This window comes from Actinomadura sp. NPDC048032, from assembly GCF_040653175.1.
GTDB classification, from domain to species: Bacteria; Actinomycetota; Actinomycetes; order Streptosporangiales; family Streptosporangiaceae; genus Spirillospora; species Spirillospora verrucosospora.
Window position 1 is genome coordinate 1 of sequence record NZ_JBEZJP010000137.1, and the last position, 17723, is coordinate 17723.

Below are 17723 nucleotides of genomic sequence, written 5' to 3' on the forward strand. Positions count from 1 at the left end.
CGCCCGCTCCACCAAGGCGCCACCAGGATCGACAGGACGCCGGTGATGAGGTCGCCGGCGCTGTAGACGAAGTGGAACGGCTGGTCGGAGGCCGAGAGCTCGCTCACATAGCCGTTGAAGAAGTCCAGCTTGGGGCTGAGGAGGTTCTCCAGCACGAAGCTGGCGTAGGTGACCGAGGCCAGCCCCGCGAGAACGATCAGGTGCATGGGGACGACACCCGGCCCGCCCCGGTGGTCAGCGTTCACCCGGCCCCCTCACGCGCGCGCGGTCCCGCGCGCCGATCGGTCCTACCCGCCCCCCAGTATTTCCGAACCGGCCGCGGGTGTGTGACCTGGGGCGCTCTTTGCCGAGTATCCGCTGGCCGAAGACTTGGGGGCGGCTGACGGAGAAGTTGACGTCCTGTAGCCGTTGGACAAGACATGAGGCGTCAACGATGATGACGGAGCCTATTTGTCGGGGATGTCCTGACCATGGCTTTGTCGGGGACGTACAGGGGGTACTAATTCGGCATGAAGCCACCCCAAACGGTTGAATGAGGTGGCCCGAGCGGTTCTGATCACGGTACGTGGCGGCGCGCCCGGGTGCGCTTCCCCCGCTGACAGCAAGGAGTACCAACACGTGACACTGGTGAACGACGCGGCTCCCGCAATGCGATCCACCGGTCGCAAGTTCCGCGCCTTCACGGCGAAGCACCTCGACGAGCTCACCGCTCGCGCGGGGCTGACACCCGCGCAGCGGCTCGCGACCCGGGCGGTGGCGACGGTCCTGCCCTTCCGGACGAACGCATACGTCATCGAGGAGCTCATCGACTGGTCGGCCGCGCCCGACGACCCGATCTACCGGCTCGTCTTCCCCCAGGAGGACATGCTTCCGGCCGAGGACGTCGCGCGCCTGTCGGACCTGCTGAGCCGCGAGGCGCCGAAGGCGGAGATCGAGGCCGCCGCCCACCTGGTGCGGATGAAGCTGAACCCGCATCCGGCGGGCCAGATGGAGCTCAACATCCCGAGCTTCGGGGACGGCAAGATCCCCGGGATGCAGCACAAGTACGACGAGACGGTGCTGTACTTCCCCAAGCAGGGCCAGACCTGCCACGCCTACTGCACCTACTGCTTCCGCTGGGCGCAGTTCGTCGGCGAGGCCGACCTGAAGATGGCCGGCGACGAGCCCGCCGCGCTGCGCGAGTACATCCTCGCGCACCCCGAGGTCACCAGCGTCCTGTTCACCGGCGGCGACGCCATGATCATGGGCGAGCCGGTGCTGCGCCGCTACGTCGAGCCGCTGCTCGACATCGAGCAGCTCGAATCCATCCGGATCGGGACCAAGTCGCTGGCGTACTGGCCGCAGAAGTTCGTCACCGACCCCGACGCCGACGACATGCTCCGGCTGTTCGAGCAGGTCGTGGCCTCGGGCAAGAATCTGGCGTTCATGGCGCACTTCACGCACCCGCGCGAGCTCGAACCCCTCATGGTCGCCGAGGCGTGCCGCCGCATCCGCGACACCGGGGCGGTCATCCGCACCCAGGCGCCGCTGATCCGGACGATCAACGACGACCCCGCCGACTGGGAGAGCATGTGGCGGACGCAGACCCGGATGGGTCTGATCCCGTACTACATGTTCGTCGAGCGCGACACGGGCCCGCAGGACTACTTCGCGGTGCCGCTCGGCCGGGCGTACGAGATCTTCCGCGACGCGTACAAGCACGTCTCCGGACTGGCGCGGACCGTCCGCGGCCCGTCCATGTCGGCCACGCCCGGCAAGGTCTGCGTGGACGGGGTCATGGAGATCGCGGGCCAGAAGGTCTTCGCGCTGCACTTCATCCAGTGCCGCGACGCCGATCTCGTCGGCAAGCCCTTCTTCGCGCAGTACGACCCTGAGGCGGTCTGGCTGGACCACCTCAAGCCGGCCTTCGCCGACCGCTTCCCCTGGCAGAAGTAGCCGCGTCCGTGGCGTGTTCGCTTCTCACCGGGCGAACACGCCACACCCCCCGGCGCAGCGGCCGGTGGAGCCAGAGGCACGCCACCAGCGTCGCGGCCCCGCACAGCGCCATGACCCGTCCGGGCGCCACCGCCTCGCCCAGGGCGCCCGCCAATCCGATTCCGGCGGCCTGTCCGGTCATGAGACCGCTGCCGTACAGGCCGATCGCCTGCCCGCGGATCTCCTCGGGCACCGCGTCCACGAGCCGCCGCTGGACGACCAGCTCGTACCCCAGCCCGAACGTCCCCGCCGCCATCAGCGCGCACGCCGCCGGAAGGCCCGGCCCGAAGGCGAACAGCAGGAGCGGCGCGCCGGTCAGCGCGGCCAGCGGCAGCGCGAGGCGCTCCCGCAGGTCCGGGCGGATCCAGCGGGCCGCCACCAGGTTCCCGGCGAACATCCCGGCCGCGGCGGCCGACAGCAGCAGCCCGGCCGCGTCCGGACGGCCGAGGCCGTCCGCGTAGGGGACCGCGACCCCCTCCGCCCCCACCGACAGGGAGATCGGCAGCCACCCGGCCAGCAGCAGCCCGCGCGTCGTGGGGCGCCCGAGCAGGAGCCGGTTGGTGCGCCACGTCGCCCGCGCCGCCCCGGTGGACGCCGACGGGGCCGGCGCCGGCGCGTCCGGGAGGCGGAAGCGGGCGAGGCCCGCGGCCAGCGCCGCGCTGGCGGCGGCGAGCCAGAGCGTCCCCGCCGGGGCGAGCACCGACAGCAGCAGCCCGCCCGCCGCCTGGCCGGTGATCTGCGCGCCCGCGCTGGTCATCGTGAACAGCGACCGTCCGAGCACGTAGCCGTCCCCGGGCAGCAGGACGGGCAGCCGGGCCTGGACGGTCGCGCTGCCGACCGGGGCGAACAGCCCCACCGCGACGAGCAGCGCCATGGTCAGCGGCAGCGGCAGCCCGCCCACCGCGAGGACGGCCGTGACCGCCAGGCGCAGCAGGTGGTAGCCGGTGAGCAGCCGCCGCGCCGGGACGCGGTCGGCGAGCGAGAGCAGGAGGGCCCCGCCGACCACGTACGGGAGCATTCCGGCGGCGAAGACGAGGGCCGCCGCGACCGGCGAGCCCGTGCGTTCGAAGGTCTGGACCGACAGCGCGATCGTGCGGACCGAGTCGCCGGCCACCTGGAGCGTCTGGAGGGAGAACAGCGTCCGGAACTCGGGGACGCCGAACACGTCGCGGTACCGCGCGGAGGTCGTCGAAGAAGCGGTCATGGCGGCGACTCTGCGGGCGCCGGCCCCGTACGGGACAATGTTTCGGGGAGGAACGAAACATGTATCGCATCGTGGTGGGCCCGGGCGACCTCGCGGCCAGCCGTTTCGGGATCGCCCCCCTGATCGAGGTGCACAGCGCGCTCGGCGTGGTCGCGGGCCGGATGCCCGTCGGGCCCCTCGGCCCGTGGGTGGAGCGGGCCCGGCCCGCGTACCGCCGCGTGGCCGGGGACCCGGCCCTGCGCGCGCTGGCCTTCCTGCGCCGCCCGCACGGGTACATGGCCGACTTCGTCGTCCCGCCGCCCTCCCGCCCGAACCTGACGGTCGCCGACCAGCTGGCGACCGTCCGGGCGACGCCGCTCGACCAGGCGCGCCGCGAACTCGCCCGCAACCTCGAGGGGCTGCCCGAGCCGGACGCCGCCGTCCGGGAGGTGCTGGAGGCCCCCGACGTCGTCGAGCGGCTCGCGGCGGGCCTGGAGACGGCCTGGCGCGCCCTCCTGGAGCCGGACTGGCCGGTGCTGCGCTCGATCCTGGAACGTGACATCGTCCACCGCGCGGGACGCCTCGCCGCCTACGGCTGGGCGGCGGCGCTGGACGGCCTGTCCCGCAAGGTGCGGTGGCGCGACGGCCTCATCGAGGCGGACATCCACGGCGACGCCACCTACCGCCTCGGCGGCGCCGGGCTGACGTTCGTGCCCGTCGTCTTCGCCGAGCTCGGCGCGGCGCTCGAACAGGACTGGCCGTACACGCTCATGTACCGGGCCAGGGGGGTGGCGGCCCTCTGGGAGAGCCGGGAGCCGCGCGGCGAGGACGCCCTGGCCAGGCTGGTGGGCCGCACGCGGGCCGACCTGCTGCGCCTGCTCGCCGAGCCCGCCACGACCAGCTGGCTGAGCGCCCGCCTCCGGATGAGCGTCGGCGGGATCGGCGACCACCTCGCGGTGCTGCGGGAGTCCGGGCTGGTCACGCGCGAGCGCAGCGGCCGCTCCGTCCTCTACCGCCGCACGGCCGTCGGCGACGTCGTCATCGGAGCCGACTAGCCCCCACCGGAACCGGCCGAAGCCGCCCCGGGAAGGCCTCCGGGACGGCTTCGGCGGGGCGGTGCGGCGTCAGAGGCCGAACTCGGCGACGATCGTGGCGCGCGCCAGGGTGTGGGCGGTGATGTTGAAGCCCACGACGGCCGGGGAGGTGTCCGGGCCGAGGCCGAACGACTCCACGTCCAGCGCGTGGACGGTGAAGACGTAGCGGTGCGGGTCGCCGGGCGGCGGAGCGGCGCCGCCGAACGCCCTGACCCCGTAGTCGTTGCGGGCGTGCACGCCGACCTTGGCGTCCTCGGTCCCGGCGCCCGTCGGCAGCTCCGTGACGCTCGCGGGGATGTCGAACAGCGACCAGTGCCAGAAGCCGCTGCCGGTCGGCGCGTCCGGGTCGTAGCAGGTCACCGCGAAGCTCTTCGTCGCGTCCGGGAACCCGGACCAGCGCAGGTGCGGCGACTCGTTGCCGCCGCTGAAACCCCAGTCGTCGAACACGTGCCGGTCCGCGAGCCGCTCGCCCTCGGCGATGTCGTCGCTGGCGACCGTGAACGAGGGGACCTCGGGCAGGTGCTCGTGCGGAAGCGGGGGCTTGCCGGGCATGGCGACCTCCTCCATCAGGATCATCGTGACACCACATCTCTACCAGGGGGCGTCGCGATCTAACGGCCCCGTCGCGAACCCGGCGGCGTCACGATCGGCGCCCGGCGCCCCGCGGCGCCGGGCATGCCGCCGCTACTTGCCGGTCGCCTCGATGTAGGCGGCGACGACCTCTTCGGGGTCGCCGTCCATGTGCATGCGGCCCTCGTCGATCCAGATGACGCGGTCGCACATCTCCTTGACCGTGTCGAGCTGGTGCGCGACGAGGAAGACCGCGCCGGCGTCCTTGCGCAGCTCGTCGATGCGGCGCTTGCTCTTGGTCCGGAACTTGGCGTCGCCGGTGGCGAGCGCCTCGTCGATCAGGAGGACGTCGTGGGTCTTGGCCGCGGCGATCGCGAACCGGAGGCGGGCGCCCATGCCGGAGGAGTACGTCCGCATGGGGTACTGGATGAAGCCCTCCTTCAGCCCGGCGAACTCGACGACCTCCTTGTACTTGGACCGGGTCTCCGCCGGGGTCATGCCCATCGCCAGGCAGCCGAGGACGATGTTGCGCTCGCCGGTGAGGTCCTTCATCAGGGCCGCGTTCACGCCCAGCAGGGACGGCTGCCCGTCGGTGTAGACGCCGCCGCTGTGCGGGGGCAGCAGCCCCGCGATCGCCTTCAGCAGCGTCGACTTGCCGGAGCCGTTGGTGCCGATGATCCCGACGGCCTCGCCCCGGTACGCGACGAACGACAGGCCCTTGATCGCGTGGACCTCGGTCATCGACGGGCGGTGCTTGCGGCGAAGGACGCGCGAGAACGCGCTCGCGGCGTTGCCCTTGCCGCCCGCGCCGTACACCCGGTAGACGATGTGCAGGTCGTCGACGACGACGATCGGCTCCCGGGTCGGGTCGATCTGGAGGGTCCCGCGGACCTTCGTGTCAGCCACGGCCGTAGCGCTCCTCGGCACGGTAGAAGAACAGGAATCCGCCCACCAGCATGACCGCGGCCCACACGATCGCGTACAGCCACAGCTGCCCCGTCGAGGTGGCGTGCGCGAGGCCTCCGACGTAGTTCCGGTACTCGCCGAGCAGGACGTGCCGGCTCAGCTCCACGTACACGTACGCCGGGTTGAGCTGGAGCAGCTCGCCCAGCCACGGGTAGTCGGCGAGCCGCGAGCCCGGCTTCATCAGCGACGGCAGGCTGAAGATCACGCCGGACATGTAGAGCCAGGTCCGCATGACGAACGGCAGCAGCTGGGTGATGTCGCGGTTGAACGCCCCGAGCCGCGCCATGACCATGCTGATGCCCACGTTGAACATCAGCTGGAGCGCCATCACGGGGACGAACAGGAGCATCTGGAAGCTGACCGGCTCGCCGAACGCGAAAACGATCACGAACAGCACGACCAGGGCGAGCAGCAGCTGCTGCAGCTCCACGATCGCGATCGCCAGGGGCAGCGTGGCCCGCGGGAAGTGCAGGGCCCTGATCAGCGAGAGGTTGTCGCCGACGGATTTGGAGCCCGATGTGACCGACCGCTGGGTGAACCCGAACAGGAACACGCCCGTCACCAGGAAGGGAATGAAGTCGGGCACTCCGCGCTTGGTGTTCAGCAGCAGACCGAAGATCAGGAAGTAGACCCCGGCGTTCAGCAGCGGGGTCAGCAGCTGCCACACCTGCCCCAGCCGGGAGTCGGTGTACATCGAGATGTTCTTGGCGGATGCGAACGCCCAGATGAAGTTCCGGCGAGCCCACACATCCTGGATGTACTTGCGCAGCGGGGGGCGCGCAGCGCTCTGCCTCAGCCCGTATCGTGCGGCGTAGTCGGCCAGGGTCCCGTTCACGTGAGGAGGCTCCGCGATCGTCCCGACCGACTCGCCACCCGGGGTTCCGAGCCGTTCCGGGTGACTCATGTCGCGAAGCCTATTGCAGTCGCTGAGTCCACAGTGACGTTCGCCCGCATGTGACCCCCGATTTGAGATCTTTACGGAATCATGTCGGCCTCCCTGGGGATACCCGGGTCATGCGCGTCAACCATTCGCGGCGCACTTTCGTGCCGTCACGGTCCGTCACCCGGCGCCGGTCGCGGCAGGCTCAGGAGCATCGGGCCTGGCCCCAGCGCGTCCCCCTGCTGCGCAGGCTCGGCCGGATGGACCGGTGGGCGTTCGACCAGGTGGCGGCGGCCCGGCTGCGCGGGCTGGAGTACGTCCTGCCGCGGCTGTCGCGGTTCGCCGACCACGGGGTGCTGTGGTTCTCGGCGGCCGGCGCGATGGGGATCGCGGGACGGCCGCGGCTGCGCCGCGCGGCGCTGCGCGGGGCCATCGCGATCGCCGTGGCGAGCCCCGCGGTGAACATCGTCGGCAAGCAGGCCTTCCGCCGCCGGCGCCCCGTCGTCGACCTCGTCCCCCCGATCCGGATCCGGTGGAAGCTGCCGACCTCGCACGCCTTCCCGTCCGGGCACTCCGCCTCGGCCGCCGCGTTCGCGACCGGCGTCGCGCTGGAGGCGCCGGCGGCGGTGGCGGTCCCGGTCGCGGCGACGGCCGCGGCGGTGGCCTTCTCCCGCGTCTACACCGGCGCCCACTACCCGGGCGACGTCCTGGCGGGCCTCGGGATCGGCGCGCTGGCCGGGGTCGGGACGCGGATGGTGTGGCCCTCGCGGCCTCCGGTCGCGCGCCTGGCCCCGGATGAGGGCGGGCGCGTGCCCGTCGCCCAGGACGGCCGGGGTGTGGTGGCCATCGTCAACCTGGGGTCGGGTCCCTCGGCCGAGACGGACGCCGGGATCCTCCCGAGGCGCTCGGAGATCGCGCTCGCGCTGGTCGAGGCCGAGCTGCCCGCGGCGGAGATCGTCCGGGTGGAGCCGGGAGGGGACGTCGACAAGGCGTGCGCCGAGGCCGCCGAGCGGGCCGAGGTGCTGGCCGTGGTCGGCGGCGACGGCACCGTGAACGCGGCCGCGCGGGCGGCGCTCGGCCGCGACGTCCCGCTGCTGGTCGTCCCCGGCGGGACGTTCGACCACTTCTCCCGCGCGGTCGGCGTCGAGACCGCGACGCAGGCGATCAGGGCCTACCGGGAAGGGCGGATCGGCCGCGCCGACGTCTCCTACGTGGCGCCCGTGTCCGCTCCGGCGGGGGACGAGGCGGAGCAGATCTTCCTCAACACCGCGAGCATCGGCGCCTACACCGAGGTCGTCGAGCGGCGGGTCCGGCTGGAGAGGCGGATCGGGAAGTGGCCCGCGCTCGCGGTCGCCGCCGTCCGCACGCTGCGGCACGCCGAGCCCGTCGAGCTGATGGTGGACGGCAGGCGCCGGCGCGTCTGGCTGGCGTTCGTCGGCAACGGGGTCTTCGGCTCGTGGGGCGCGGCGCCCACCTGGCGCGAGCGCCTCGACGACGGCAGGCTCGACGTGCGGATGGTCACCACCGGCAGCCGCGCGCCCCGCGTCCGCGCGGTCGCCGCGATCGTCGCGGGCCACCTGCGCCTGACGCCCGGGTACCGCTCGTGGCGGACGACCGGCATGGAGGTCATCTCGCCGGCCGGTGACCTGCGGCTGGCGCGCGACGGCGAGGTGGCGCCGCTGCCGCGCGCGGTGCGCTTCGGCAAGCACCGCCGCGCACTCCGGATCTTCACGATTCATGCCCCGGTGACCGGGTAGGGCACGGGACGCCCACGAAGGAGGAGATCACACGATGACCAGCCGTGACCTGGGAGTCGCGCCCGGCGACCTCAGCGACGACGACCTGTTCCGCGAGCTCGGCCACCTGTACGAGACGAGGCTGGACGCGCTCCGGCACGCCGCCGACCAGGCCTACGGCGAGCACACCCGCCGCATGAACGAGCTGGAGGCCGAGTACCTGCGCCGGCGCCCCGGCCGGGAGATCGACCCCGAGCGCATGCGCGCCGGGGCCCGCGCCCGCTGACGGCGCCAGGCGCGCGCCCCCCCGCGCCGCCGCCCGGACGGCCCGGTACCCGTGACCGGCCCGGTGTTGTTCGGGCGTTCGTCCTGTTCGGGTAAAGACGCGGGCGCCCGCCGCGGGTGAGCGGCAGGGTCCGTGGGAGGTCCCGTGGGGATCGTCGGGGGGTGTGGTCTGTGGGGCGGATCGGGCCTGGGCTCCGCCGGGCGGGGCGGCGCCGCGTCCGGCGGTGGTGGCCCGTCGTGGCGGGCACCGTCGCGTCGACGGGGCTCCTGGTGGGCGCCTACCTGGAGGGCCCGCGACTGTCGGGCGTGTCGGCGGCGCTGGCCGTGCCGTACCGCGACGCGGCCAGGCGGGGCGGTCCCGGCGCACTGCCGCCCGAGCGCCTGATGAGCACGTTCACCACGCGGTTCGCGCCGGGCGAGCCCCGCGTCCACAACATCGAGCTCGCCGCCCGGGCCCTGGACGGACGGGTCGTCGAGCCCGGAGCGACGTTCTCGTTCAACGACGCCGTCGGACCCCGCACCAGGCGCCGCGGGTACGTGCCCGCGCCCGCGATCGTGGGGTCGCGGCTGGCGGACGACGTGGGCGGCGGCATCTGCCAGGTGTCCACGACGCTGTACAACGCGGTGTTCCTGGCCGGGCTGGACATCCGGAAGGCCCGCGCCCACAGCCTGTGGATGCCGGAGTACCCGGAAGGGCGCGAGGCCGCGGTGTTCTACCCGCAGCTCGACCTCACCTGGAGGAACGACACCCGCGAGCCGGTGCGGATCCAGGTGGCGTCCTCGGCGACGTCGCTGACGGTGAACCTGTGGGGCCGGCGCAGGTACGAGGTGCGGTCGCGGACGTCCGCACGGTACGGGTTCCGGCCGTTCGAGGCGGGCGTCGGGGGCCGCGGCGGCGCGTGCATCGCTACGACGGGCCGGGAGGGCTTCGAGGTCGACGTGTGGCGGACGCTGCTGGCCGACGGGCGCGAGGTGCGCCGCGAGAGGTTCCACACCGAGTACGGGCCGCAGGCCGAGGTGGAGTGCCTCTGACCCGCGTGGCAGGGTGGGGAGCATGGAGGGAACGTTCGAGCTCGGGCCGGAAGACGGGCGGCTGCTCGTCCGGACGGGGCGCAGCGGGCTCGGCCGGCGCGCGGGGCACGACCTGACCATCGAGGCGACGCGCTGGTCGGCGGCGGTCGAGGCGCGCGAGCCCCTGGACGCCTCGTCGGTCGAGGTGACCGTCGACGTGGACGGGCTGGAGGTGCGCGAGGGCGCCGGCGGTGTGAAGCCGCTCACCGACCAGGACCGCGCGGAGATCGTGAAGAACCTGCGGAAGGTCCTGGACGTCCGGCGGTATCCGCGGATCCGGTTCGTCTCCACCGCGATCGGCGCTGACGCCGTCGAGGGCGATCTGACGATCATGGGACGGGTCAAACCGGTGCGGCTCGCGGCCGCCAGGGAGGGCGACCGCGTGCGCGGCGGCGTCACCGTCGAGCAGAGCCGCTGGGGCATCAAGCCCTACTCGGCGTTCTTCGGCGCGCTCCGGCTCGCCGACGAGGTCGAGATCGAGTTCGACGTCCGCCTGCCCGAGTAGCGCCCGCCCGAGTGGCGCCGCCCGAGAAGAGCCGCCCCGTGGCGCTGACCGGGGCCGTTTCGGAGCCGGCCCGTCCCGGGTTTCCCGGACCCCTGAAGATCGAATGCACTAAGGTTCGTGATCACCGCATTTCGGACAGACGATCTTCAGGGGGCCGCGGTGGCAGAGCTGAGCAGGCGGGACTTCGGCAAGGCGGCGGGCCTGGCGGCCGCGCCAGCGCTGCTCGCGGGCTGCGCGTCCGGCGGATCCGGGCCGACCAAGAACGCCCAGGCCGCGGCCGCGGCCCGCACGTGGGGAGTGACCGGCAAGGCGCTCGCCGGCCTCGGCGGCTTCGACGCCACCCTCAAGAGCTTCATGCAGGCGCGGGCCATCCCCTGCGGGCAGCTCGCCGTCGTCCGCAAGGGCAAGCTGATCCTGTCGCGCGGCTACACCTACGCCGAGGCCGGCGCCTTCAAGACGCAGCCGACCACGCCGTTCCGCATCGCCAGCATCTCCAAGCCCGTGACGGCGACGGCGGTGCTCCGGCTCGTCCAGGACGGGAAGCTGAAGCTCACCGACCGGGTGGCGACGCTGCTGGGGCTGTCCACGACGGCCGACCCGCGCCTCAAGGACGTCACGGTGCTGCGGCTGCTGCAGCACCTCGGCGGCTGGGACCGCGACATCACGCCCGACCCGATGTTCCGGGACGCGGCGATCGCCAAGGCGCTCGGCGTCGCGCTGCCGGTGTCGCAGGCGAACATCATGAAGTACACGTCCGGGCGCGCTCTGGACCACGCGCCCGGCGCGCAGTACGCCTACTCCAACTACGGCTACATGCTGCTCGGCCGGATCATCGAGAAGGTCACCGGGAAGAAGTACCAGGACTACGTCCGGCAGACCGTGCTCGCTCCCCGCGGCATCACGCGGATGCGCCTGGGCAAGTCGCGTACCAAGGTCACCGGCGAGGCCCCGTACTACTCGACCTACACCGGCGCCACCGTGTTCGACAACAGCGGCACCAAGGTGCCCTACCCCTACGGCGCGTTCAACCTGGAGAACATGGACGCGCACGGCGGCTGGCTGGCCACCGCCATGGACCTCACCCGCTTCGCGGGCATCTACGACGGCGGGTCGATCCTGACCTCGACGTCCATCAGCCGGGCGTTCGCCAAGCCGGAGACGGGCGTCAACGCCGACGGCTGGTACTACGGCTGCGGATGGCAGGTGCGCCCCGTGACCGGCGGCCGCAACACCTGGCACAACGGAAGCCTGGCCGGAACGTACACGCTGCTGGTCCGGCGGTACGACGGGCTGTCGTGGGCGGTCCTGTTCGACCAGCGCCAGGAGGGCTCCGCGGCGAACTACGCCGACATCGACGCGGCGCTGCACAAGGCCGCGAACGCCGTGAAGACCTGGCCGACCGGCAACCTGACCTCCACCTACTTCTAGCGCGGGGGCCCGCCTCTGGCGCGGGCCGCGCGCGTGTACTGGTCGTCCAGGCTGCGTGGGAACGGCATCATCCGGTGCCGTTCCCGCCAAGGCGCGTACTGGCGGACGGCGTTGAACCCCGCCGCGGTGACGATCCGGTCGACGTCCGGGCCCGGCACCCAGGCGGGATAGACGTCCAAGTGGGCGACGGACCGGGGCAGGCCGTCCGGCCTCGCGGGCGACACCAGCGTCATCGGCGGACGGACCCGTTCTGCCGACGCCATGTCCTGCGCGTAGGCGACGAGCTGGAGCGTCTCCGCGTCGGGGCCGCTGTGCACGATGAGCCAGCCGTCCACGTCGACCGGCTCCGACGGGGGATCGGCGAGCGCCAGCGGTACGACCTCGTCCGACACCGCGCGCAGGTAGGCGTCGTGGGACGGGTCGAGTTCCTCAAGGACGAACGTCCGGTCGAAGCGGAGCGGGCCCGCCGGGAGCAGGGGCCGGTAGGCGTCCCAGCGCAGCAGGCGGGCCAGATGCGTCGTCCTGGTCCCGGAGGGGAATCCGGTCAGCTCGCCCCGCAGCCCGGCGGGGAACGCGTCCACGATCACCTCGTCTGGGCGGAGGGCCGCCGGGTCGGCGGTCTCCACGACGTCCCAGCCGTGCGTGACGCGCGCGTCGGCCGCGAAGCGGGACCCGGCCACGACGGTGACCGGTCCCTCCCGCCCGAGGGTGTGCAGAACGGCCCTGAGCCGCGTCAGATGCCCGAGCCCGTCACCGGCCGCGTAGCAGAGGATCAACGCGCCTCGTCGAGGACGGCCAGGTAGCCCGCGGTCTCGGCGGCCGGGGTGAAGTCGCGCCGGATCCGTTCGGCGGCGGCCGCGCCGAGCTTGGCCAGCTCCTCGCCGCCCGCCCGCGCGGCCCGGTCGACCGCCGCGCGGCACGCGTGCGGGTCGCCCGCCGGGAAGGTGAAGCCGATCTCGTCGTCGGCCACGTCCGCCAGCCCGCCCGCGTCCGAGGCGATCAGCGGCACGCCGAGCGCCGCCGCCTCCAGCGCCACGTTCGGCATCCCGTCGTAGAACGAGGGGAGCGCGACGAGGTCGCAGCTCGCGTAGACGGCCGGAAGGTCGTAGCGCTCCAGGAACGGCAGGAACGAGTGCGGGACGTCGCGCTCCGCCAGCCACTCCCGCACGGAGTCCTCGACCTCGCCGACGAGCAGCAGGTGGAAGGCGTCGGTGCGGCGCGACGCCGCCAGGGCCTCCAGGAAGAAGCCGACGCCCTTCTTGACCTTGAGCTGGCCGACGAGCCCGATCGTCCGGCGTCCGGGCGCGACGTTCTCCTCCCGCCAGGCCCGCCCCCGCTCCCGCTCGGACGGCAGCACCCGCCACTGCGCGGTGTCGACGCTGTTGGCGACGAACACGACCGCCGCGTCCGGGGCGAGCGCCGACACCAGCGGCGCGTGCGAGCGGGCGACGACGCACACGCGCGACGAGGCGCGCAGCGCGTCCGCCAGCACGCCGCGCCGCCGCATCGAGAAGGCGCCGACGTCGATGTCGTTGCCGCGCAGCAGCGTCACCAGCGGCGCGCCGAGCAGGGAGGACAGGACGGGCGCGGCGAGCATCGCGTGGACGCCGCCGAACGCCACGACGTGGCTGTACCCGGTCAGGTCCTCGGCGGTGATCGTCGTCCACAGGCGGCGCAGCGCGTGCTCGGAGTCGTCCCCGAGCGGCGCGGTGACGAGCCGCCCGCCGTGCTCGCGCGACACGCCCCACGGCCGCGCCCGCCGGGTCAGGTGGGCGACGTCGACCTCGGCGCCGGCGGACCGCAGGCCCCGCACGATCCGGTCGCACGACTGCGCCATGCCGCCCCGGCTCGGCGGGTAGTGCTCGGTGATCCACAGGACGCGGGGCATCAGCTGTCCACGAAGCCGGTGTCGTCGTCCGGTCCCCAGTCGCCGCCGTAGGAGTAGTCGTCGCCCGGGTTGAACGCCCCGCGGTCGTACTGGTCGAACGAGGAGTACCAGTAGCCGTCGTTGTAGGTCTGCGAGCTGCCCCGGTAGTACTCGCGCCGGTACCCGTGCGTCCAGCCCGGCTGGTGCGGGTCCTGCGTCCGGTACCCCTGCGCCGCGGCGCACTCGGGGCACAGCGCGTTCGGCCCCGCGTGCTCGCCGCACACCGGCCGGCCGCACTGCGGGCACGCCGCCACCGCGGACCGGCCGCAGCGTCCGAGCACGAAGAACCCGGTGGTCACGGTGCAGCGGTTCATGTGGTCCTCCTCGCGGCCGTGCCGGGCGGCGTCCACCGGAACGGCTCCGTCGACACCTGCAGGATCCGGTCCACCAGGATCCCCTCCTCCACCGGCCCGGGGATCTTCCCGCTCGCGCGGATCACCAGCCGCCGGCCCTGCTTCACCTGCACCCTGACCCAGCGGGGCGGCGGCGAGGCGGGCCGCTGGACGGCCGCGTCCTTGGCCAGCCGCCGGGTGACCCGCACGAGCTGCACCGTCTTCGACTTGCTCTTGAGCTTGATCTTGCCGCGCGCGTTCCTCTTGCGGTACTTGCGGTTCCGCACCCGGTCGGTGACCGAGAGCTCGACGACGCTGCCGTCGCGCAGCTCCGCCCGCATCCGGAGCCACGGGTCGATCGCGTACCACTGCTTGAGCCCCGAGATCGGGGGCCGGGAGGGGAGGTCCTGCATCGGACCGTTCTTCTCCGGGACGCGCGACCCGCGCATGTCCGCGGACACCGACAGCACCCCGTCGGGGGGCATGTCGGCCGCGAGCACCCGCAGCAGCGGCACGAGCACGCCCGGGACCCGCGCGTGCAGCCGCCACCTGTTCCGCCGCACGTGCGCCCCGTGCTGCGCGAGGCTCTGGATCACCGGTTCCCAGTCGTCCCGCCGCAGCGAGACGGAGAAGCCCTGCTCCAGGGTCAGCGCCCTGTGCAGGGGATGGAACCGCTCGATGGCGGCCTTCTGCTTACGCCAGAACATGACGAACCACCTATCGACCCCGTGTCAGCGTGCGGTAGACCTCGGCCAGCCGGTCGCGCGACCGCGTCCAGGTCAGGCTCTCCTCGATGTGCGCGCGGCCCCTCCGCCCCATCGCGGCGGCCTCCTCCGGGTACTCCAGCAGGATCCGCACGGCCCGGGCCAGCTCGGCGGGACGGTCCGCCGGGACCAGCCGCCCGTGCCGCCCGTCCGCCATCAGCTCGCGGACGGCGGGCAGGTCCGAGGCGACCACCGGGACGCCCGCCGCCATCGACTCGATCACCTTCAGCGGCGCGCACCCCTGGTCCAGGTTGCGGGCGCAGCCGGTCAGCGGCGCCACCGACACCTCGGCGTGGGCGAGCCACGCGGCGACCTCGTGGTGCGGCAGCGCGAACCGCCAGTCGACCCGCTCGGCGACGCCGATGCGCTCGGCCAGCCGCCGCACCGGCTTGGCCCGCCGCTCCGGGACGGACGCGCAGACCACCAGCCGCAGGCCGGGCAGGTCGGCGAGCCGCGCGAACGCCCGCATCAGCACGTCCAGGCCCTGCCACGGCTGCAGCGCGCCGACGTAGACGAGGTACCGCTCGGGCGCGCCCTCGGGACGCCGCGGCGTCTCGCGGACGTCGGCGCCGTTGGGGACCAGGTGGATCCGGCCCTCCGGCACCCCGAGGCCCCGGACGGCCTCCCCGATCACCCGCGACGGCACCACGACGGCGTCGCTGCGCTCCAGGCAGAACCGCTCCAGCTCGCGGATCTTGGCGAGCGTGGCGGGCGCCGCCCAGGGCCAGGTGTGGCTCATCTCGATGGACGGCAGCCCGTTGACCTCGTACACGACCGTGTGGCGCCGCCCGTCCGCGACCGCCGGAAGCGCGCTCCACGGGTCGCGCACATGGACGACCTCCAGCGTCTCCCAGTGCGGCCGCAGATGGGCCGCGACCCAGCCGGAGAACGCCTCGGCCCGGTCGATCAGGTTGGGGACCGCGGCGTCGAACCGCGCGACCTCCCGCGTCCCCTCCCGCTGGTAGCGCGGCAGGTCGCCGCCGCCGATCGCGGCGAGCAGCCCGCCCCCGAACCGCGTGAAGAGCTCGTCGGCCATCTGCGCGATGTGGACCGCCGACCCCTTGCTGGACGGGAACCGGTCGAACGCGACGTAGGCCGCCCTGTGCCGCATGGGCCCGTGCTGTGTGGGCCCGTGCTCGATGGGAGCGTGCTTCATCCGACCGCCGCCCCCTCCGGCACCGTCCGCAGCCCGCGGTGCCAGGCGATCTGGTCGGCGAGCCCCTCGGCCAGGCCCGTCGCGGCCGTCCAGCCGAGCAGTTCCCGGGCGCGGGACGTGTCGGCCCAGGTGCGCGCCGCGTCCCCGGCCACGGGCGTCTCGCGCCGGATCTGCGCCGGGACGCCCAGCGCGCCGGTGAGCATCGCGATCGCGTCGCGGACCGCCACGTGCTCGCGATGCCCGACGTTGACGGCGACGCCGGGCGGCAGGTCCTCGGCCGCCGCCGCCAGCGTGGCCGCGACGACGTCCCGCACGTGCGTGAAGCTCCTCGAACTGCGCCCGTCACCGAACACCGGCAGCGGGCGCCCGTCCAGCGCCGCCTCGACGAACCGGTGGAACGCCATGTCGGGACGCTGCCGGGGGCCGTAGACCGAGAAGTACCTGAGGAGCACCGTCCGCAGCCCGCTCCCGGCGGCCGTCCGCGCGAGCCGCTCCGCCTTCGCCTTGCTGACCGCGTAGGGGCTGGCCGGCTTCAGCGGATCGTCCTCCCGGTTCGGCCGCGGACCCGCCGACCCGTACACCGACGAACTGGACGCGACGACGACCTTCGGCCGCGAGCGGGGCGGCCGCTGCACGCAGGCCGCGAGCAGGCGCCGCGTCGCCGCCACGTTGTCCCGCTCGACGACCGCCTTGCCCGGTCCCCACGAGTCGCGCACGCCGGGACGTCCCGCCAGATGCACGACGACGTCGGCGGCCGAGACGGCGGTGAGGTCGTCCACCGCCAGGTCGAGTTCGGCGGCGACGACTCCCGGCCTGGTCGCGACCTTCGCCCAGGTCCGCCGGGCGACGCCGGGGCTCAGCGAGCGTCCGGGCGCGTCGACGGCCAGCACCTCGTGCCCCGCCTTCGAGAACGCGTCGACGACATGGCTTCCGATGAACCCCGCCGCACCAGTGACCACCACCCGCACCCGGGCACTTTATCCGTCAGGCCCCGAAGGGGACAGGGCTCTCGTCCCTGCTCACATAGGACTTCCTGCCGGGACATCCGGGAGAACGCGGGAGCGGGGAGCCGACCACCCCGTTGTCGTTACTTAGAGTTGGTCGGCAACTCCAGAGGGGCATGGGGCTGTTGTGCGTATCAGAACACTCACGGGGGGATAGGCGCGCCAGGGGCTGGGGACCGCCCGCGGCCCCCAGCCCGCTCATCCTCTGGCCCGGCCCGGCCGGAGGACGTCTGCCGGTCCCGGCCCCGCTCAGCGGGGACGGGCCACGCGGGTCTCGTCCCAGACGGGCTCCGCCGACTCGTAGACCGAGCCGTCGGACCCGAAGACCAGGTGGCGGTCGAAGGCCCGGGCGAACCAGCGGTCGTGCGTCACCGCGACGACCGTGCCCTCGTACGACTCCAGCCCCTCCTGGAGCGCTTCGGCGCTGGCCAGGTCGAGGTTGTCGGTCGGCTCGTCCAGCAGGAGCAGGGTGGCGCCGCCCAGTTCCAGGAGCAGGATCTGCAGGCGGGCCTGCTGGCCGCCGGAAAGCGTCTCGAAGGGCTGCTCGGCGCACACGTTCAGCTCGTAGCGCGTGAGCGCGCTCATCGCGTCGTTGCGCAGCCGCGCGTGCTCGGTCATGACGATTTCGCACGGGGTGCGTCCGGCCAGATCGGGACGGGCGTGGGTCTGCGCGAACAGCCCCGGGACCACACGCGCCCCGAGGCGCGCCACACCCGTGTGCGCGACGGGCCTCACCGGAGTCGCGCCGCGCGGGAGCGCCTCGGCGACGGCCGCGAGAAGCCGCAGAAACGCGACTTCCCGGAGCCGTTCGAGCCCAGCACGGCGACGCGCTCGCCGTACCAGACCTC

Annotated in this window: 17 protein-coding genes and 2 pseudogenes; 7 read left to right on the forward strand and 12 right to left on the reverse strand. The window is 73.3% G+C overall.

Going from position 1 to position 17723, the window contains the following annotated elements; translation table 11 throughout:
* Window positions 1-245: pseudogene (locus AB0C69_RS19605) on the reverse strand (hypothetical protein); the annotation flags it as partial.
* A 403-nt stretch (window positions 246-648) separates the two neighbouring features.
* Here AB0C69_RS19605 and AB0C69_RS19610 point away from each other — a divergent pair.
* On the forward strand, window positions 649-1935 hold the full coding sequence (locus AB0C69_RS19610) for a lysine 2,3-aminomutase (protein ID WP_360355366.1): 1287 nt from the start codon (window positions 649-651) through the stop codon (window positions 1933-1935).
* Here AB0C69_RS19610 and AB0C69_RS19615 read toward each other — a convergent pair.
* Complete coding sequence (locus AB0C69_RS19615; protein WP_360355340.1) at window positions 1895-3178, reverse strand: MFS transporter; 1284 nt, start codon at window positions 3176-3178, stop codon at window positions 1895-1897. The genes AB0C69_RS19610 and AB0C69_RS19615 overlap by 41 nt on opposite strands.
* A 59-nt stretch (window positions 3179-3237) precedes the next feature.
* Here AB0C69_RS19615 and AB0C69_RS19620 point away from each other — a divergent pair, with 59 nt between their 5' ends.
* Window positions 3238-4212 carry a winged helix-turn-helix domain-containing protein gene (locus AB0C69_RS19620; protein ID WP_345173283.1) on the forward strand — a complete coding sequence of 325 codons (975 nt, stop codon included), beginning with the start codon at window positions 3238-3240 and terminating at the stop codon, window positions 4210-4212.
* A 69-nt stretch (window positions 4213-4281) separates the two neighbouring features.
* Here the strand turns inward: AB0C69_RS19620 and AB0C69_RS19625 are convergent, their stop codons facing one another.
* The 3 genes from AB0C69_RS19625 to AB0C69_RS19635 all read right to left on the reverse strand — a co-directional run bounded on the left by AB0C69_RS19625 (window position 4282) and on the right by AB0C69_RS19635 (window position 6691).
* Window positions 4282-4803, reverse strand: a complete 522-nt coding sequence (locus AB0C69_RS19625) for a YbhB/YbcL family Raf kinase inhibitor-like protein (protein WP_360355369.1) — start codon at window positions 4801-4803, stop codon at window positions 4282-4284.
* Window positions 4804-4935: 132 nt separating this feature from the next.
* Window positions 4936-5727: an ABC transporter ATP-binding protein gene (locus tag AB0C69_RS19630; RefSeq protein WP_345173284.1), complete on the reverse strand. Its 792-nt coding sequence runs from the start codon at window positions 5725-5727 to the stop codon at window positions 4936-4938.
* Window positions 5720-6691 (reverse strand): ABC transporter permease, encoded by a 972-nt coding sequence (locus AB0C69_RS19635; protein ID WP_360355344.1) that lies wholly within the window; start codon window positions 6689-6691, stop codon window positions 5720-5722. Before AB0C69_RS19635 ends, AB0C69_RS19630 begins: the two co-directional genes overlap by 8 nt.
* 110 nt (window positions 6692-6801) lie before the next feature.
* On the opposite strand from AB0C69_RS19635, the gene AB0C69_RS19640 reads away from it, so the two are divergent.
* The 5 genes from AB0C69_RS19640 to AB0C69_RS19660 all read left to right on the forward strand — a co-directional run bounded on the left by AB0C69_RS19640 (window position 6802) and on the right by AB0C69_RS19660 (window position 11692).
* The gene (locus AB0C69_RS19640; RefSeq protein WP_360355347.1) at window positions 6802-8424 is read left to right on the forward strand and encodes a phosphatase PAP2 family protein; all 1623 of its coding nucleotides are present in this window, start codon (window positions 6802-6804) and stop codon (window positions 8422-8424) included.
* A 34-nt stretch (window positions 8425-8458) separates the two neighbouring features.
* Complete coding sequence (locus AB0C69_RS19645) at window positions 8459-8689, forward strand: DUF6158 family protein (protein ID WP_345173289.1); 231 nt, start codon at window positions 8459-8461, stop codon at window positions 8687-8689.
* Between the two features lie 236 nt (window positions 8690-8925).
* On the forward strand, window positions 8926-9720 hold the full coding sequence (locus AB0C69_RS19650; protein WP_360355351.1) for a VanW family protein: 795 nt from the start codon (window positions 8926-8928) through the stop codon (window positions 9718-9720).
* A gap of 22 nt (window positions 9721-9742) precedes the next feature.
* Complete coding sequence (locus AB0C69_RS19655) at window positions 9743-10264, forward strand: YceI family protein (protein ID WP_353834028.1); 522 nt, start codon at window positions 9743-9745, stop codon at window positions 10262-10264.
* 159 nt (window positions 10265-10423) lie between these two features.
* The gene (locus AB0C69_RS19660) at window positions 10424-11692 is read left to right on the forward strand and encodes a serine hydrolase domain-containing protein (protein WP_345173292.1); all 1269 of its coding nucleotides are present in this window, start codon (window positions 10424-10426) and stop codon (window positions 11690-11692) included.
* On the opposite strand, the gene AB0C69_RS19665 is transcribed toward AB0C69_RS19660, so the two are convergent.
* The 7 genes and pseudogenes from AB0C69_RS19665 to AB0C69_RS19695 all read right to left on the reverse strand — a co-directional run.
* Window positions 11689-12468 carry a hypothetical protein gene (locus AB0C69_RS19665; RefSeq protein WP_360355356.1) on the reverse strand — a complete coding sequence of 260 codons (780 nt, stop codon included), beginning with the start codon at window positions 12466-12468 and terminating at the stop codon, window positions 11689-11691. The genes AB0C69_RS19660 and AB0C69_RS19665 overlap by 4 nt on opposite strands.
* Window positions 12465-13580 (reverse strand): glycosyltransferase family 4 protein, encoded by a 1116-nt coding sequence (locus AB0C69_RS19670; RefSeq protein WP_360355359.1) that lies wholly within the window; start codon window positions 13578-13580, stop codon window positions 12465-12467. Before AB0C69_RS19670 ends, AB0C69_RS19665 begins: the two co-directional genes overlap by 4 nt.
* Complete coding sequence (locus AB0C69_RS19675; protein WP_345173296.1) at window positions 13580-13933, reverse strand: hypothetical protein; 354 nt, start codon at window positions 13931-13933, stop codon at window positions 13580-13582. Before AB0C69_RS19675 ends, AB0C69_RS19670 begins: the two co-directional genes overlap by 1 nt.
* The gene (locus AB0C69_RS19680; protein ID WP_345173298.1) at window positions 13930-14658 is read right to left on the reverse strand and encodes a hypothetical protein; all 729 of its coding nucleotides are present in this window, start codon (window positions 14656-14658) and stop codon (window positions 13930-13932) included. Before AB0C69_RS19680 ends, AB0C69_RS19675 begins: the two co-directional genes overlap by 4 nt.
* A 10-nt stretch (window positions 14659-14668) precedes the next feature.
* Window positions 14669-15826 (reverse strand): glycosyltransferase family 4 protein, encoded by a 1158-nt coding sequence (locus AB0C69_RS19685; RefSeq protein WP_360355363.1) that lies wholly within the window; start codon window positions 15824-15826, stop codon window positions 14669-14671.
* Window positions 15827-15867: 41 nt separating this feature from the next.
* Window positions 15868-16839 (reverse strand): NAD-dependent epimerase/dehydratase family protein, encoded by a 972-nt coding sequence (locus AB0C69_RS19690; protein ID WP_345173302.1) that lies wholly within the window; start codon window positions 16837-16839, stop codon window positions 15868-15870.
* A gap of 285 nt (window positions 16840-17124) precedes the next feature.
* Window positions 17125-17723 (reverse strand): annotated as a pseudogene (locus AB0C69_RS19695) (ATP-binding cassette domain-containing protein); the annotation flags it as partial.

Bases quoted from the DNA above. Each gene is read 5' to 3' on its own strand.
- AB0C69_RS19610 (WP_360355366.1), top strand. From the start codon at position 649: ATGCGATCCACCGGTCGCAAGTTCCGCGCCTTCACGGCGAAGCACCTC.
- AB0C69_RS19615 (WP_360355340.1), bottom strand. From the start codon at position 3,178: ATGACCGCTTCTTCGACGACCTCCGCGCGGTACCGCGACGTGTTCGGC.
- AB0C69_RS19620 (WP_345173283.1), top strand. From the start codon at position 3,238: ATGTATCGCATCGTGGTGGGCCCGGGCGACCTCGCGGCCAGCCGTTTC.
- AB0C69_RS19625 (WP_360355369.1), bottom strand. From the start codon at position 4,803: ATGCCCGGCAAGCCCCCGCTTCCGCACGAGCACCTGCCCGAGGTCCCC.
- AB0C69_RS19635 (WP_360355344.1), bottom strand. From the start codon at position 6,691: ATGAGTCACCCGGAACGGCTCGGAACCCCGGGTGGCGAGTCGGTCGGG.
- AB0C69_RS19640 (WP_360355347.1), top strand. From the start codon at position 6,802: ATGCGCGTCAACCATTCGCGGCGCACTTTCGTGCCGTCACGGTCCGTC.
- AB0C69_RS19645 (WP_345173289.1), top strand. From the start codon at position 8,459: ATGACCAGCCGTGACCTGGGAGTCGCGCCCGGCGACCTCAGCGACGAC.
- AB0C69_RS19655 (WP_353834028.1), top strand. From the start codon at position 9,743: ATGGAGGGAACGTTCGAGCTCGGGCCGGAAGACGGGCGGCTGCTCGTC.
- AB0C69_RS19670 (WP_360355359.1), bottom strand. From the start codon at position 13,580: ATGCCCCGCGTCCTGTGGATCACCGAGCACTACCCGCCGAGCCGGGGC.
- AB0C69_RS19675 (WP_345173296.1), bottom strand. From the start codon at position 13,933: ATGAACCGCTGCACCGTGACCACCGGGTTCTTCGTGCTCGGACGCTGC.
- AB0C69_RS19680 (WP_345173298.1), bottom strand. From the start codon at position 14,658: ATGTTCTGGCGTAAGCAGAAGGCCGCCATCGAGCGGTTCCATCCCCTG.
- AB0C69_RS19685 (WP_360355363.1), bottom strand. From the start codon at position 15,826: ATGCGGCACAGGGCGGCCTACGTCGCGTTCGACCGGTTCCCGTCCAGC.